Origin of the sequence: Bordetella genomosp. 2, from assembly GCF_002261345.1 — a bacterium.
In the GTDB taxonomy this organism is placed as follows: domain Bacteria; phylum Pseudomonadota; class Gammaproteobacteria; order Burkholderiales; family Burkholderiaceae_B; genus Bordetella_A.
Genome location: NZ_NEVT01000002.1, coordinates 249,366 through 264,114, shown reverse-complemented (window position 1 = coordinate 264,114; position 14,749 = coordinate 249,366). Strand labels below are relative to the sequence as shown.

The 14,749-nt window shown below is 67.1% G+C and carries 10 protein-coding genes; 7 read left to right on the top strand and 3 right to left on the bottom strand.

Annotated features, from left to right (window positions below; genetic code table 11):
• Positions 1-16 precede the first annotated feature (16 nt).
• From CAL24_RS01770 to CAL24_RS01760, 3 genes are all read left to right on the top strand, one after another.
• Positions 17-520, top strand: a complete 504-nt coding sequence (locus tag CAL24_RS01770) for a sigma-70 family RNA polymerase sigma factor (RefSeq protein WP_094805560.1) — start codon at positions 17-19, stop codon at positions 518-520.
• Between the two features lie 11 nt (positions 521-531).
• Positions 532-1,599, top strand: coding sequence for a FecR domain-containing protein (locus CAL24_RS01765; RefSeq protein ID WP_094805559.1), 1,068 nt, complete (start codon positions 532-534; stop codon positions 1,597-1,599).
• Between the two features lie 161 nt (positions 1,600-1,760).
• On the top strand, positions 1,761-4,235 hold the full coding sequence (locus tag CAL24_RS01760) for a TonB-dependent receptor (protein ID WP_094805558.1): 2,475 nt from the start codon (positions 1,761-1,763) through the stop codon (positions 4,233-4,235).
• Positions 4,236-4,286: 51 nt separating this feature from the next.
• Here CAL24_RS01760 and CAL24_RS01755 read toward each other — a convergent pair whose 3' ends face one another.
• Genes CAL24_RS01755 through CAL24_RS01745 form a run of 3 tightly spaced genes read right to left on the bottom strand, consistent with a single transcriptional unit; the run spans position 4,287 to position 7,298 of the window.
• Positions 4,287-5,060: an enoyl-CoA hydratase/isomerase family protein gene (locus tag CAL24_RS01755; RefSeq protein WP_094805557.1), complete on the bottom strand. Its 774-nt coding sequence runs from the start codon at positions 5,058-5,060 to the stop codon at positions 4,287-4,289.
• Positions 5,057-6,280, bottom strand: coding sequence for a CaiB/BaiF CoA transferase family protein (locus CAL24_RS01750; protein ID WP_094805603.1), 1,224 nt, complete (start codon positions 6,278-6,280; stop codon positions 5,057-5,059). The genes CAL24_RS01755 and CAL24_RS01750 overlap by 4 nt, the downstream gene beginning before the upstream one ends.
• A gap of 31 nt (positions 6,281-6,311) precedes the next feature.
• Positions 6,312-7,298, bottom strand: coding sequence for a Bug family tripartite tricarboxylate transporter substrate binding protein (locus CAL24_RS01745; protein ID WP_094805556.1), 987 nt, complete (start codon positions 7,296-7,298; stop codon positions 6,312-6,314).
• 164 nt (positions 7,299-7,462) lie between these two features.
• Between CAL24_RS01745 and CAL24_RS01740 the strand changes: the two genes are divergently transcribed.
• From CAL24_RS01740 to CAL24_RS01725, 4 genes are all read left to right on the top strand, one after another.
• On the top strand, positions 7,463-8,416 hold the full coding sequence (locus CAL24_RS01740; protein WP_028354627.1) for a LysR family transcriptional regulator: 954 nt from the start codon (positions 7,463-7,465) through the stop codon (positions 8,414-8,416).
• 485 nt (positions 8,417-8,901) lie between these two features.
• Positions 8,902-10,161: a nucleotide sugar dehydrogenase gene (locus tag CAL24_RS01735; protein ID WP_094805554.1), complete on the top strand. Its 1,260-nt coding sequence runs from the start codon at positions 8,902-8,904 to the stop codon at positions 10,159-10,161.
• A gap of 39 nt (positions 10,162-10,200) precedes the next feature.
• Positions 10,201-12,681: a hypothetical protein gene (locus tag CAL24_RS01730; protein WP_094805553.1), complete on the top strand. Its 2,481-nt coding sequence runs from the start codon at positions 10,201-10,203 to the stop codon at positions 12,679-12,681.
• Positions 12,678-14,738, top strand: a complete 2,061-nt coding sequence (locus tag CAL24_RS01725) for a glycosyltransferase (RefSeq protein WP_028354624.1) — start codon at positions 12,678-12,680, stop codon at positions 14,736-14,738. The genes CAL24_RS01730 and CAL24_RS01725 overlap by 4 nt, the downstream gene beginning before the upstream one ends.
• The last annotated feature ends 11 nt before the right edge of the window (positions 14,739-14,749 follow it).

The following is a 14,749-nucleotide window of genomic DNA, read 5'->3' as shown; positions in this document are numbered from 1 at the left end:
GCCGGAAGCCCTACCCATGCCCGAGCAGGCAGCCAATATCGAAAGCCTCTACTGCGACCACCACGGCTGGCTGCAGGCATGGCTGCGACGCCGCCTGGGCAACTCGTCCGACGCCGCGGACCTGGCGCACGATACTTTCCTGCGCATTTTGGGCCGTGGCCAGCGCGAGCAGATATGGGAACCGCGCGCGTACCTGGCCACCATTGCCAATGGCCTGGTGGTCAGCCATTGGCGCCGCCGCGAGCTGGAGCGCGCCTGGCTTGAAGCCCTGGCGGCCCAGCCCGAAGCGGTCAGCCCGTCGCCGGAAGATCGGGCATTGATCCTGGAAACCCTCGAGCAGATCGCCTGCATGCTGGACGGGCTGCCCGCGCGCTGCCGCGAGATCTTCCTGTTGTCCCAGCTCGAAGGCCTGACATATCCGCAGATAGCCGCGCGGCTGGAAACCAGTGTGAACGTGGTGCAGAAAGCCATGACGCGCGCCGTCGGACATTGCTTCCGGATACTCGCGGCCAACGGCTAGCGGAGCAGATCATGGCGGATCCGCTACCGACCCGGGCAAGGGCAGACGGCGCCGCGGCAGCGGATACGCCGGCGCCCGGGCAGCGCGCCCCCATCCCCGACCAAGTCGCGCAACAGGCCATCGCCTGGTACGTGCGCCTGGCATCGGGCATGCAGACTGCCCGCGAACGGGAAACCTTCGATCGCTGGCTCGCAGCGCATGACGAGCATGCCCGCGCCTGGCAGCAGCTTCAGGCCATGGGGGGCCGGCTGCGCGACGGCGCAGCGCGCCTGCCGCCGGCGGTTGCGCGCGCCGCCCTGCAACGCGCCGCGACGGCCGGCGGCCGCCGCCGCGCGCTCAAGAGCTTCGCGTGGCTGGGCGTGGGCGGCGCCGCGCTCTACCTGGCCCGGGACCAGGTGCCGTGGCGCGCCTCGCTGGCGGGCGCATTGGCCGATGTGCGCACCGCCACCGGCGAACAACGCAGCGTGGTGCTCGAAGACGGCACGCAAGTCATATTGAACACCGCCAGCGCCATCGACGTGCGCTTCACCGCGCGGGAACGCCGTATCGTCCTGCGCGGCGGCGAAATCATGCTGACCAGCGGCCGCGACCCGGCCGGCCGGCCCCTGGTGGTGGCGACCGCGGAAGGCACGCTGACGCCGGTGGGCACGCGGTTCACCGTGCGACACGACGCGCCCGGCGGCGGCTCGTGGACGCGCCTGGCGGTGGCCGAAGGCGCCGTCGAGGTGCGCCTGCTGGACCAGGCGGGCCGGCCCATCCTGGTCCGGGCCGGCGAACAGGCGCGCTTTACCCGGCATGCCATCGCCGCTGCCACGCCGCTGGATGAAAGCAGCCAGGCCTGGGCGGAGGGCGTCTTCACCGCGGCGGGCATGCGGCTGGACGACTTCCTGGCCGAGCTGGGGCGCTATCGCCCCGGGGTGCTGCGCTGGGCGCCGGAGGTGGCCGCCCTGCGCATCACCGGCGCCTGGCCCTTGCGCGGCGAGGATGCCACCGACCGCATCCTCGACTCGCTGGAACGGCGCCTGCCCGTCAAGGTAAGCCGCTACACCCGGTACTGGACCCGGGTCGCCGCGCGCTGAGCCGCGCCCGGCGCCGGCCTGCGCGATGGCGGTTTTTTTACAAATTTCCCGGCAGTTTTCCGGATCTCGTGCGGCCTCCAGGGAAAGCACGAACAACGATCCACGCGGATCCGGGGTGCTTCGATTCGACCATGACAAGCATCGGCATAGGAAAACTGCATATGGCTGCCCTCCCCCCTCCGGTCCACCCGCCCCGCCCTGGCCGGCCTGGACACCGCGCGCCAGCGGCACGCCGCGGGCCGGCGCTGCTGGCCCGCACGCTGGTGTGGGCGGCGGCGGGCCTGGCGCTGGCCGGCCCGGGCCCGTCCGCCCATGCGCAAGCGGCCGCCACGGCCGAGACGCGCCATCGATTCAATATTCCCCAGGGGCCGCTGGACCAGGCCCTGGGCAGCTTCGGACGCCAGTCGGGCGCCGTCATCTCCGTCAACGCGGCCTTGACGGCCGGGCTGCGCAGCCCGGGCCTGGCGGGCAGCTATACCGCCCGGCAGGCGCTCGACCGCCTGCTGGCGGGCACCGGCCTGCAGGCCGTCAGGGAAAGCAACGGCGAATACACGCTGCGCAAGCAGGCAGCGTCCGCGGGCGTGGCCGCCCTGCCCGCCGTCACGGTGGTCGGCAGTTCCAGCCTGGCAGACTCGCTACCGGAGGCCTACGCAGGCGGCCAGACCGCGCGCGGCGGCCGCGCCGGCATGCTCGGCAACCAGGACGTCATGGCGCTGCCGTTCAGCCTGACCAGCTACACCGAGACCTTCCTGCGCCACCAGAACGCCACCACCATCGCGGATGCGCTGGCCTATGACCCGTCCGTGGCGGTCAGCCAGACCGGCGGTATGGTCGATTCCTACTCCATACGCGGCTTTCCCATCGCGGAAGGCAACGTCGGCGAGGTCGCGTTCAATGGCGTATATGGCGTGGCGCCCAATTACCGGGCCTTCACGCCCTATATCGAACGGGTCGAGGTCCTGAAGGGCGCGACCGGCCTGCTGTACGGCATATCGCCCGACGGCGGCGTCGGCGGCGTCATCAACATAGTGCCCAAGCGCGCGGAGGACCAGCCGGTGACGCGCCTGACCGCCAATTACGGACAGCGTTCGGTGGGCGGGGCGCAGGTCGACATCGGCCGCCGCTTCGGCGAACAACAGCAATGGGGCGTGCGGATCAACGGCAGCCACGAACAGGGCGATACGGAAGTTGACCACCAGCACCGCAAGATTTCCGTCGGGGCGCTGGGCCTGGATTACCGCGGCGAGAAACTGGTCGCCAGCCTGGACCTGGTGCTGCAGGACGAAGACTGGGATGCGCCCTCGCGCGTGTATTCCGTGGCGAATGGCGTGAGCGTCCCGGACGCGCCCGACGGCAGCGTCAACCCGGCCCAGACCTGGGGCTGGTCCAAGCTGGAAGACCGGTCCGCGCTACTGGACGTGCAGTACCACGTCAACGACCGGCTGACGCTGTTCGGCAACGCGGGACATGGCTATTCCCGGGTAGACCGCCTGTTCGACCAGCAGATGGTGTTTGTCGACGACACGGGGGATTTCACCAGCACGCCGCGCTACGGCATTTTCAAGGTCAAGCGCGACACGGCGTCGGCCGGCGCCCGGCTGGGCTTCGAGACCGGGCCGGTACGGCACGCCGCCACGGTCCAGGCCACGGTGCTGGAAGTCACCAACTACCAGAACAGCGCCGACGGCACTCCGCTGGCGTCGAACCTGTACGACCCGGTGCGCTACCCGGCCCAGGACATCGACAAGCCCGACAGCCTGCCGCGCGTGGCGCGCTCGCGGCTGAACAGCCTGGCGCTGTCGGACACGCTGTCCATGCTGGACGAGCGGGTGCAGGTGATCGCCGGCGCCCGGTATCAGCAGATCGACGCGGACAACTGGGACCGCGTCAGCGGCGCGCGCACCAGCGAGTATCGCGACCATGCCTGGACCCCGGCGGTGGGAGTGATCTTCCGACCAACGACGTCCACCATGGTGTACGGCAGTTACATCGAAGGGCTGTCGCGGGGCGATGTCGCGCCCCAGACCGCCAGCAATGCCGGCGAAATGATGGCGCCCTACAAATCCAGGCAATATGAGCTGGGGTTCAAGGCGGATTTCGATACGGTGCTGGCCACGCTCAGCCTGTTCCAGATCACCAAGCCCAGCGGTTATCTCGACAACGGCGTGTTCGGCGTCAACGGCAAGCAGCGCAACCACGGCGTCGAGCTCAGCCTGCAGGGCGAACCGGTGCGGGGCGTGCGGCTGCTTGGCGGCATTACCTGGCTGGACGCCGAACTCACGCGCACGGCCGACCCCGCCCTGCGCGGCAACCAGCCGGTCGGCGTGCCGCGCTGGCACGCCACGCTAGGAGCCGAATGGGACCTGCCCTGGGTGCCGGGCCTGACGCTCACGTCCGGCATCATCCACTCGGCCAAACAGTACGTGAACCAGCAGAACAGCGCGTACCTGCCGGCCTGGACGCGCGTCGACCTGGGTGCCCGCTATGTCACCGCCATACAAGGCAGCGACGTGACGTTCCAGCTCAACCTGCAGAACGCCTTCAACCGCGAGTACTGGTCCGGCGTATCGCAATGGGGCGCCTTCGCGCTGGGCTCGCCGCGCACACTGACGCTGTCGGCCAGCGTGGCGTTCTGACGCGCGGCGCACGCGCCCCGCACGGGGCGGCGGCGCGCCGGCCGGGTTGCGTCAGGCGTCGGCCGGCCAGATGGGCTTGCGCTTCTCGACAAAGGCCGCAATGCCTTCCCGGGCGCTGGGCCGCCCGGCCGCGACGCAGAAGCTGTCCGCGGCGGCCCGGACAGCGGCCCGGTAGCCATTGTCGTTGGCCTGCATGAACGCCTCACGACCGTGGCGCAGGACCTCGGGGGACTTGGCGCACAGCGTGCCGGCCAGCGCGCGGGCCGCCTCCATGGCCTGCCCCGCCGGCGCGACGCGCACCACCAGCCCCATCCCGGCCGCCTCCCGGGCATCGAACACGCGTCCGGTGAACAGCAGCTCGAAGGCCCGATGACGGCCGACGATGCGCGGCAGATGCGAAAAGTGGATCGATGGCGGCACGCCCGCGTCGACCTCGGGATAGCCGAAATCCGCGCTTTCCGACGCCACGATCATGTCGCACGACACCGCCAACGTCATGCCGCCGCCGCGGGCGGTGCCGTCCACCGCGGCGATGGTGGGCTTGCCCATGTGGAACTGCGTGTCCACGTTGCGCACGTACAGGCGCTCCAGCAGATTCCTGACCCGGGCATGGTCGCCCGCGTGGATCGCCATCAGGTTCAGCCCGGCGCAGAACCGCCCCGGCACGGCGCTGCCGACGATGACGGCGCGCACGGCGGGATCCGCCGCCGCGCGCCGCAGGGCGGCCAGGTAGTCGTCCAGCATCTGCTCGGACAAGGCATTGACGGGCGGATTGTCGAACAGGATCTCCGCGGTCTGGCCGCGGACGTCATAGCGAATCATCATGCACCTCCTGGTTGTCTGGTTTCGTCGGCCTGCCATTGCCGGACCACCGCGGCCCCGAGCAGCGCGGCGACGTCGGCATCGCCGTACCCCAGCTCCCGCAGGATCTCCCGGGTGTGCTGGCCGTGCAGCGGCGGCGGGCACGCGGCCTGGCGCGGACGGCCCTGGAACTTCACCGGCAGGCCGACCTGCTTGAGCGTGCCCACCACCGGATGCTCCGTCTGCTCGATCAAGCCCCGCGCCTGGACCTGCGGGTGACCCAGCGCCTGCCCCAGCGTATGAATGGGCGAGCAGGCGACCTTGATGCGGCTGAGCAATGCCACCCATTCGGCCACGGTGCGCGTGGCGATCCGTTCCTGCACGATCTGCACGGTGCGCGCCAGGTTGGCGAGCCGCTGCGCATTGGTGGCAAAGTCGGGATGGTCGGCATATTCCGCCATGCCCGCCGCCTCGCAAAAGCGCCGCCACTGCGCGTCGTTGCCGGCGCCCAGCATGAGCGGGCCGTCCTTGGCCTGGAAGGCCTGGTACGGGCACATGCTGGGATGCGCCGTGCCCATGCGCTGCGGATCCCGGCCGGTATGCCAATACGTTTGCGCCATGTAGCTCATGAACCCCAGGGCCGTATCGAGCAGCGCCAGCTCCACGTACACCCCCTTGCCGGTGCGCTGCCGCTCGATCACCGCTGCCAGCACGCCGCTCAGCCCGAACATCGCCGTGCCGATATCCACCGGCGAAAAGCTGGCCCGCGCGTAGTCGCCGCCCGGATGTCCCAGGGTGCTGATCATGCCGCTGAAAGCCTGCAGCATGACGTCGTAGCCTGGCTCGTTGCCCATCGGGCCGTCGCGGCCATAGCCGCTGATCTCGCAATAGATGAGCATGGGATTGAGGGTCATCAGCGTGTCCCGGTCGATGCCGAGCCGCTGCGCCGTGCCGCTGCCGAATCCTTGCAGCACGATGTCGGCATCGCGCACCAGGCGGCGGGCGACCTCGCGGCCCTGTTCCGACTTGAGGTCCAGGGCAATGCTGCGCTTGTTGTGATTGACGGCCAGGAAGATGGTCGACTCGCCTTGCACGGTGGGCGTCCAGCCCCGCGTGTCGTCGCCGAGCTCGACGGGTTCCACCTTGATGACCTCGGCGCCCAGTTCGCCCAGGTACTGGCCGCACAGCGGTCCCGCCAGCACCTTGGAAAAATCGACCACCTTCAATCCAGCTAAGGGTTGCATCATTCCATTCCTGCCTGAGCGCGTCTGTCCGTCATTCCGCCTTGATGCCCATCTCGACCACGGCGTCGCGCCAGACCGCGGTGTCCTCGCGCACGAAGCGCTCCACCTGGTCGGCCGGCACGGTGAAGGTATCCACGCCGCGCTCGGCCACGCCCTTGCGGTAAGCAGGGTTCCGCGCCGCCTTCGCCACGGCCACGCGCAGTCGCTGCACCACTTCCGGGCGCGTCTTGGACGACACCTGCAGCACGAACCAGAAGTTCAGGTTCAGCCTGCCATAGCCCTTTTCCTTGAGCGTCGGCACGTCCGGCAACAGCGCCGAGCGTTCCTGCGAGGTGATGGCCAGGCCGAGCAACTGGCCGGCCTCGACGGTCGTCACGGCGGTGGTCATGCTGTCGAACATGAAGTCGATGCGGCCCGCCAGCATGTCCGCCTTGGCGTTGCCGCTGCCCTTGTAGGCGATGGGAATGGCCTTGATGCCGGTGAGGCCGCGCAACAGCTCGCCGTAAATGTGCGGCGAGGTGCCCGGGCCGAACGTCGCATAGGTCAGCTCGGTCTGCTTGCCCTTGGCGACCAGTTCCTCGATGGTCTTCACGCCCGACTCCGGATGCACGACCAGCACATTGGCCAATGATCCCGTGATCCCGACCGGAATCAAGTCCTTGGCGGGATCGAAGCGCTGGCCGGGATAAAGGATGGGGTTAACCGCCTGCATCGCGGCCGTTGTATGGACCAGCAGCGTGCCGTCCGCCGGGGCGTCCACCACGAACTGCGTGCCGATGTTGCCCGAGGCGCCGGGCTTGTTCTCGACGATGACCGTGGCCTTCAGTTCCTCGGCAAGCGCCTGGGCGAACAGGCGGGCGATGAAATCGGTGGGGCCGGCCGCCGAGAACGGCACCACGATGCGCATCGTCGACGCATCCCCGGTCAACTGCGCCATCACGGCCTTGCCAGGCAAGGCGGCGGCGGCCAGCGCGGCGGCGGAACCCAGTACGAATTTGCGGCGGTCACGAACATGCATAGCGGTCTCCTGTCGGTCTCGCATGGCCTTGTGCGGCGGCCATGGCGGTTCGGTCGCCACTATCGGCGCAGGCCATCCATACGTCAAATGCTATGTTTTTATGGATGCTATATAAAATTCCGCATACCACGCCGCCTTTTCTTCCGCTTCCGGACCCCCTTGACATGCCGATCGACCTGCGCGACCTCAGAAATTTCCTGTCGGTAGCCGCCGCCGGCTCCATCTCGCGCGCAGCGGAAATGCAACACATGACGCAGCCGGCGCTGAGCGTGCTGATCCGCCAGCTCGAAGAACAACTGGGCACGCCGCTGTTCGAACGGCTGCCCAAGGGCGTGGCGCTGACCGATGCGGGGGAGCGCTTGCGCGCGCACGCCAAGGACATCCTGCGCCGCACCGAACTGGCCTACGAAGAAATCAGCCAGCAGGCGCGCGTCCCCAGCGGCCAGGTGGCCATCGGCCTGCCGCAATCCCTGGCGCGCTTCCTGACCGTCCCGCTCGTTTCCGAGGTACTGTCGCGCTGGCCGCAAATACGCCTGCAGATCATCGAGCTGAGCTCGGGCTACATCCCTGAACACCTGCAGAAGGGCGAGATCGACATCGGCATGACCTTCGGCCAGGACGAGCGGCGCGACCTGCACTACACCCACCTGATCGACGAGGAACTGGTCTTCATCAGTGCCGCGTCGCGGATCCGCCAGCACCTGGGCCCCGCCGGCCTGCGCCGCAAGACCATACGCCTGGCGGAAATGGGCGATTTCCCCATGATTCTTCCCACCCGCACCCACAGCCTGCGGATCCGCCTGGACGACTATCTGCAACGCGCCGGCCAGCGGCTCGCCATCGCCGCCGAGGTCAACACCACGCCGCAATTGATCGGGCTGGCTGCTTCGGGCGTCGGCGCGACGATTCTTTCTTATTCGTCCGTGGTCGGCGACAGCTCTTCCGCCGAGGTGCGCGTCCTTCATATAGAAAAACCCCGGCTCACGCGCTCGGTTTACTTTTGCACCAACCCCAGCACCCCCAAGACGATGGCCGTGATGAGCGTCATGCGCCTTTTGGTGGATACCGTGAAGACGCTGACCGCCGACGGCACCTGGCCTACCCACATGGCCGACTAGCCGGTTTTGCCAGCGAAACCCGGATTTGGATTCATTAAAGATCCTGTCGATTTATATCGTGTCGCGCCTCCCGGCGCCGCGGCTGCCGCTAACCGGCATCCGGCATGAACTTATGTTTTTTCAGCTTGATTAAACAAAACAAAGAACACAATTTTCTATATTTGCTAATAACATTTCCGCCGCGTCCAGATTGCGATTTATGTAATGGATGTAATTATTTGCGGGATTCCGAGGGGTTTATTACGACGCCCTTGACGTATTTCCACAGCAATAAAAATTTTTAGAAAAAAATTCGCTGTCCAGGCCCTCTACGATTCGTCGGTTCGCTGCTCGGCGGGCTTAATTGAGTATCGATTTGTAATTAATCCTTAGAGCGGCCGCCGCAACGCGGGAGGGTTTTCCGGCTCCGTGCCGACCGCTTTCCCGGGTGCCGGCGACCGTCCGCGACATGAAACAGTGAGGTCCCCGTGGTAAAGAGAATCGCAGTGTGTGGCCTTGGATACGTCGGCCTGCCCGTAGCCGTCGCATTTTCCAAGCGCTTCGACGTCATCGGCTTTGATGTGGACAAGCGGCGCATCGCGCGGCTGAAAGAAGGCGATGACTGGACCGGCGAGATCGAGCGCGAGGCCTTGCTGGCTTCGCCCATGGCATTCACCGACCAGGTGGCGGAACTGGAGGGCTGCGATTTCTTCGTCGTTGCCGTTCCCACCCCGGTCGACGACAAGAACAATCCCGATTTTTCCCTGCTGGTCAAGGCTTGCCGGTCGATAGGACCGGTGCTGCGCCCGGGCTGCATTGTCGTATTCGAATCCACGGTCCATCCCGGCGCCACCGAGGAAATCTGCGGACCGGAACTCGAAAAGGCGTCGGGCCTGCGCTGCGGGGTCGACTTCAAGCTGGGCTACAGCCCCGAACGGATCAATCCGGGCGATCGCGAGCACCCGCTGGAGAAGATCGTCAAGATCGTGTCCGGCCAGGATCAGGAATCGCTGGAGATCATCGCCGGCGTCTACGAGAAAATCATCGACGCCGGCGTGCACCGCGCCTCCTCCATCAAGGTGGCCGAAGCCGCGAAGGTGCTGGAAAACACGCAGCGCGACATCAACATCGCGTTGATGAACGAGATGTCGAAGATCTGCAACCTGATCGGCATCCGCACCTCGGAAGTCCTGGATGCCGCGGGAACCAAGTGGAACTTCCTCAAGTTCACCCCCGGCCTGGTGGGCGGCCACTGCATCGGCGTCGACCCGTATTACCTGACCTCCAAGGCGCAGGAACTGGGCTATCACCCCGAGGTCATCCTGTCGGGTCGCCGGATCAATGACGGCATGGCCAACCACGTGGCCTCGCGCGTGGTCCAGACGCTGGCCCGCAATGGCCGCCTCAATGCATCGACCCGGGTCGGCATCCTGGGAATGACGTTCAAGGAGAACGTGCCCGACATCCGCAATTCGAAGGTGGTCGATCTCTACAACGCCCTCGGCGACTACGGCATCACCCCGTTTGCGTGCGACCCGATGGTCGATACGGAGCAAATGCAGCACGAGTACGGCATCAAACTGGTCGACCGCGACGAGTTCCGGGATATGGACGTGCTGATCCTCGCGGTTCCCCACCGCGAAACCATGGACTCCATCTGGGACGACATGCCGCGCCTGGTCAAGAGCGGGGGCATGGTGTGCGACCTGAAGTCCGTGCTCGACAGCAAGCGGCTCCAGTCCGACCTGTTGTACTGGACTCTTTAAGTTCAGGCGCGTTATCGACCTCTACAGGAGAGCCCCTGAATGACAGCCTTTACCATCGCTCCCATCGGGACCTGCCGCATCCACACGCCGCTGCGCGATGCCGTGGGCCGCTACCCCATCAAACTGCAGCTCGGGCGCAACTATGGGTTTGTGCACACCAGCACCGAGGCACTGCAGCAGGCCCGCTTCATGTTCGGCGAAGGCGACATCCCCGCCGACGTCCAGCGCGTGATCTTCCGTCCGTCGAATGGCGACCAGGCCCGCCAGGCCACGCACAAGCCGGCCGACCTGTACATGGTCGAGCTGTCCTCGCGCAAGCTGCTGACCATCGACGGCTACCCAGTCCAGTCCAACTATTTCGGACGCTACTTCAGCGAATTCTTCGCCGACCGCGCACGCACCCGGACGTTCTGGTCGATGGCGCACCCCGACCGGCTGGCCGAGCGGCGCGCCCTGCTCGACCAGGATCCGGTCTTCAAGAGCCTCTCGCCAGAGGACCGTGACCTGCTGGCCCGCGTCGTGAAACGCGACCTGACGGACGCGGAAATCGAGCAGGAGATGCGCCAGATCGTCGATCTGCTGGGCCAGGACAAGGTGGTGTTCGTCACGCACGTCAACGCCCTGACGCCGGACAACGTGCCGATCGAACAGCGCGAGCAGTTGATCGCCGCTATCACCGCCAGCGCAGAACGCATCGGCGTGCCCTGCTACGACCCGACGCCGCAAATGAGCAAGATCGGGCAAGCCGAGGCGATGGAGGACGGCGGGCTCGACCTGACCCACTACACGCAGGTCTTTGGTGAGCGCCTGTCGGCCGACTGGTACAAGCACTTCATGCGCCCGCGGATGAGCGCATCCGCCTCGCAGCCCGCCGTGCCCAAGCTGGCCGCCGACGAAAGCGCCGACGGCATTGAAAAGACCTGGGACGCGGGCGATCTGCGCGCCGCATCGCGCCGTGTGCGCGAGGTGCTGCGCCGCCATCCCGGTCTGCCCGACCACCTGTTGCTGCTCGCCCGGATCCAGGAAGAGCTGGGCGACTACGAAGGATCGATTGCGCTCCTGGGCGGCCCGGACGGCACGCTGGCATCGGGCAGCAAGGCCGAGCAGATCCTGATGCGCAACCACTTCAAGCTCGGACGCCACGACATCGCCTACTCGCTCGCTTCCGGCCTGCTGGGCGACGAGATCGAAACCCCGGAAATCGTCCGCATCGCGGCGGTCTCGGGCGGGCAGCTTGGCTTTGCGGACGAAGCCCTGGGCAACTGGAAGCGCCTGTTCCGCATCTCCTCCCCGCAGGATGCGTCGGCGCTGGAAGCGGCCGACACGGTGCTCTCGCAGTTGCAATCCGGCGGCGACATGGACGCCGCCATTCGCTGGGTCCACGAGGTCCGCGCGGCCATTCCCTCGTACGGCCGAGGCTTCGCGGTGCTGTGGCGCGACCGGCTGGTGGCGGGCGACCGCTCGGGCCTGCGCGCCCTGGCCTCGGAGTCTCCCGACCTTGAAGAAGCCGTGGCCTTCGAACTCGTCAAGGAGGCCTCGTGGCGCGGCTTCATCATGGCGGCGGCCGCGCTGGCGGTGTCCTGCAAGCTGGCGGATAGCGGGCAGGACGACATCCGCACCTGGCTGCTGGCGCAGTCGACGGCATGGGCCGAAGAAGGCAGCCGCGCGCTCGACGAAGGGCGCCTGCGCGACGCGGCCGAGCGCATCTGCGCCCACCGCCTGCTCAATCCCGATGCCCTGGCCGGCGTGCGCGCGCAGCGCGCCTTCGCGCGCTCGATGCGTCTTGGCGTGCGGGCCGCGCTGCTGGCGGGCAACCACCAGGAAGTGATCGATCTCACCGACATCGCGCTCGATACGCAGGTCGACTTCCCCGAACTCGATGCGATGCGGGGCCGCGCCGCCGACGCGCTGGGCGACAAACAGACGGCCATGCGGCACCTCGAACAGGCCGCCGCCGCCGACTCCGCGCCGTTGAGCACGCGCCTGCACTTCGCGCGCGTGGCGTTCAACGGCGGCTGGTTCGGCGAGGCCATCGATGCCTACGAGGCCGTGCGCGCCCATCCCTCGGCCGACCAGACCGCCAAAGACGAAGCCGAGCGCCAGCTCGGCAGGCTCGGCCCCCGCGCGATCCGCGGCGCCCGCGAGATCCTATCCGCCGGCGATCCGCGCAGAGCCTGGAATCTGCTGGACCGCGTCGCGCAATCGTGGCCGCAGATGACGGAAGTCGATCACGAGAAGCGGCGCATCCTCGCCGTGCTGTATGCGGAAGCGCGCGCGCTGGATGCATCGAGCACGACCGAGCGCCTGGCGCTGGGCGAGAAGATCCTGCAGCTCGTACCCGACGATCCCGTCGGCCTGCGCCTGGCCGCGGTGGGCGCCATGCGCCTGCATCGCTTCGAGCAGGCGCTGCCGTACTGGCGCAAGCTCAAGGAACGTTCGGACAATCCGGCGCAGTTCGATCACTACATCGAGCGCTGCCTGGCGTGGATCGAAAAGCTCAATCGCAGGAAGGCGGCATGAACGACGTACTGATCACGGAGCAAGAGCACCTCGCGTCCGACCTGCAGCGGATCCACAACCAACTGGAAGAGATCGTCACCGCCTCGAGCCGGGTCCAGGTGGCGCAGGCCAACCTGGCCCGCGCGCAGGCCTTGGCGCGCGACCACCTGTCGGACCCCAAGGTGCGCTTCCTGCTCCTCAGGCTGAAGGAAGCGGCCGGGTTGAACGAGGGCATGTCCGAGCAATGGGCAAAGCTGTTGCAAGAATGCCCGGACGACCTGCAGATCGTCCGCTATCGCGCCACCCGCCTGGTGAAAGAGCGGCATGTCGACGACGCCCTGGCGTTGGTCGACCGCCATCTGCCCGAATCGAGCAAGAATCCCGACAGGCTGGTCGCCCGCGCCAAGCTGCTGAGCGACATTCGCGCGCACGAACAGTCGGACGCGCTGTTCCGCCGGCTGATCTCGCAGTATCCGGACCGCAATACGCGGGTCGAGTTCGCCAAGCGCCTGCGCAAGCGCGGCCTGCTGGCCGACGCGTTCGAGGTGATCGCGCCGGTCGCCCAGCAACTGGCGCCCGGCAGCAAGGCGGCCGAGCTTGCCGACGAGCTCGCCAGCGATTTCGCCTTCTACCAGGCGCTTGAGCCGCAAGGCAACCTGGCCGGCAAGGACATCAGGATCGTTTCGATGAAGCATGCGATCCTGCATTTCCGCAACCGGCGGATCCCCGAGCACACCCCGGACAAGCCGATCTCGGTCGCGCTGGTGACGGGCAGCCTCGGGCCGGGCGGCGCCGAGCGCCAGCTCACGCGGCTTGCCAGCGAACTGACCCGCATGGCCAACACGCCCGAGCAGTGGTCCCTTCCCGTGCTGGTGCGGCCGAAGAAGGTCGAGGTGCTGGTGAAACAGCACACCGAGCCTGCCGGCTCCAGCAAGAAGCAGGGTCTCGATTTCTTCCTGCCCGTGCTGACCAAGGCGCAGATCCCGGTCACCGAAATCAACCATCTGCCCGCCGTGTCGGTCGCGCACCAGTCCGTGCCCGACGACACCCTGAACCGCTTGCTGGAGCAATTGCCCCCGCCGGTGCACTATGGCGTGACGCGCCTCGCTCCGGTATTGCGAGCCAACGCGTTCGACGTGGTGAGCCTGTGGCAGGACGGCACGTGCCTGTTCGGCGCGCTGGCTGCGCTGCTGGCCGGCGCGCCGACCATACACCTCGTGTTTCGCGGGCTGCCGCCGAATATCCGCAAGGATCGCTTCCGCGAAGAGTATCCCGAGCTGTACCAGGCGCTGGCGCAAGTGCCGGGCGTGCATTTCGTCAGCAATAGCTGCAAGGCCGCCGAGGCCTACGCGGAATGGCTCGGCATCCCGATCGTGCGCTTCCATGTCCTCTACAACGGCGTGCCGGACTTGTCGACCGATGCGGCTGCCGCCGACGAGCAGAAGTGGCAGGCCTTCGAGGCCAGCACTTCCGACGCTACCGAGACGATCGGCGGCGTGTTCCGCCTGGAGCCGGACAAGCGGCCACAACTCTGGATCAAGCTGGCGGCGCTCTACCTGAAGCAGCGGCCGCGGGCGCGTTTCGTCATCGTGGGCGACGGGCGCCTGCACGACAACATCGTCGCGCTGGCGGAAGAACTGCACGTGACAAACCGCTTGCTGCTGGTCGGCCTGTCGAACCACGTGGGCTTCTGGTATTCGCGCATGGATGTCAGCGTGCTGCTGTCGCGCTACGAAGGCTTGCCGAACGTGCTGATCGAAGCCCAGCTCCTGGGCGTGCCGGTGGTCTCGACGCCCGCCGGCGGCGCGGGCGAGTGCTTCGAGGAAGGCGTGACCGGCCACCTGCTGGGCGACGTGGAGCACCCGGACCTGCACGAGGCATGCGAGAAAGTCGTCTCGATGGCGGACCAGGTGCGCGGCAACGAGATCCTGAAGGAGCACAGTCGCCATCGCGCGCAGAAGCTGTTCTCCCTCGACGCGATGCTGGCCAAGTTCCTGGCCCTGTGCGCGCCCATCATGCCCATGTCGCAGAACGACGAGCGCATCGATTTCCAGCCGATGCGCCGGATGCTGGCCTGATGGCCGGCTGA

Excerpts from the sequence above, each read along its gene's own strand:
- CAL24_RS01770 (WP_094805560.1), top strand. The coding sequence starts at position 17 with ATGCCCGAGCAGGCAGCCAATATCGAAAGCCTCTACTGCGACCACCAC.
- CAL24_RS01765 (WP_094805559.1), top strand. The coding sequence starts at position 532 with ATGGCGGATCCGCTACCGACCCGGGCAAGGGCAGACGGCGCCGCGGCA.
- CAL24_RS01760 (WP_094805558.1), top strand. The coding sequence starts at position 1,761 with ATGGCTGCCCTCCCCCCTCCGGTCCACCCGCCCCGCCCTGGCCGGCCT.
- CAL24_RS01755 (WP_094805557.1), bottom strand. The coding sequence starts at position 5,060 with ATGATGATTCGCTATGACGTCCGCGGCCAGACCGCGGAGATCCTGTTC.
- CAL24_RS01750 (WP_094805603.1), bottom strand. The coding sequence starts at position 6,280 with ATGCAACCCTTAGCTGGATTGAAGGTGGTCGATTTTTCCAAGGTGCTG.
- CAL24_RS01745 (WP_094805556.1), bottom strand. The coding sequence starts at position 7,298 with ATGCATGTTCGTGACCGCCGCAAATTCGTACTGGGTTCCGCCGCCGCG.
- CAL24_RS01740 (WP_028354627.1), top strand. The coding sequence starts at position 7,463 with ATGCCGATCGACCTGCGCGACCTCAGAAATTTCCTGTCGGTAGCCGCC.
- CAL24_RS01730 (WP_094805553.1), top strand. The coding sequence starts at position 10,201 with ATGACAGCCTTTACCATCGCTCCCATCGGGACCTGCCGCATCCACACG.
- CAL24_RS01725 (WP_028354624.1), top strand. The coding sequence starts at position 12,678 with ATGAACGACGTACTGATCACGGAGCAAGAGCACCTCGCGTCCGACCTG.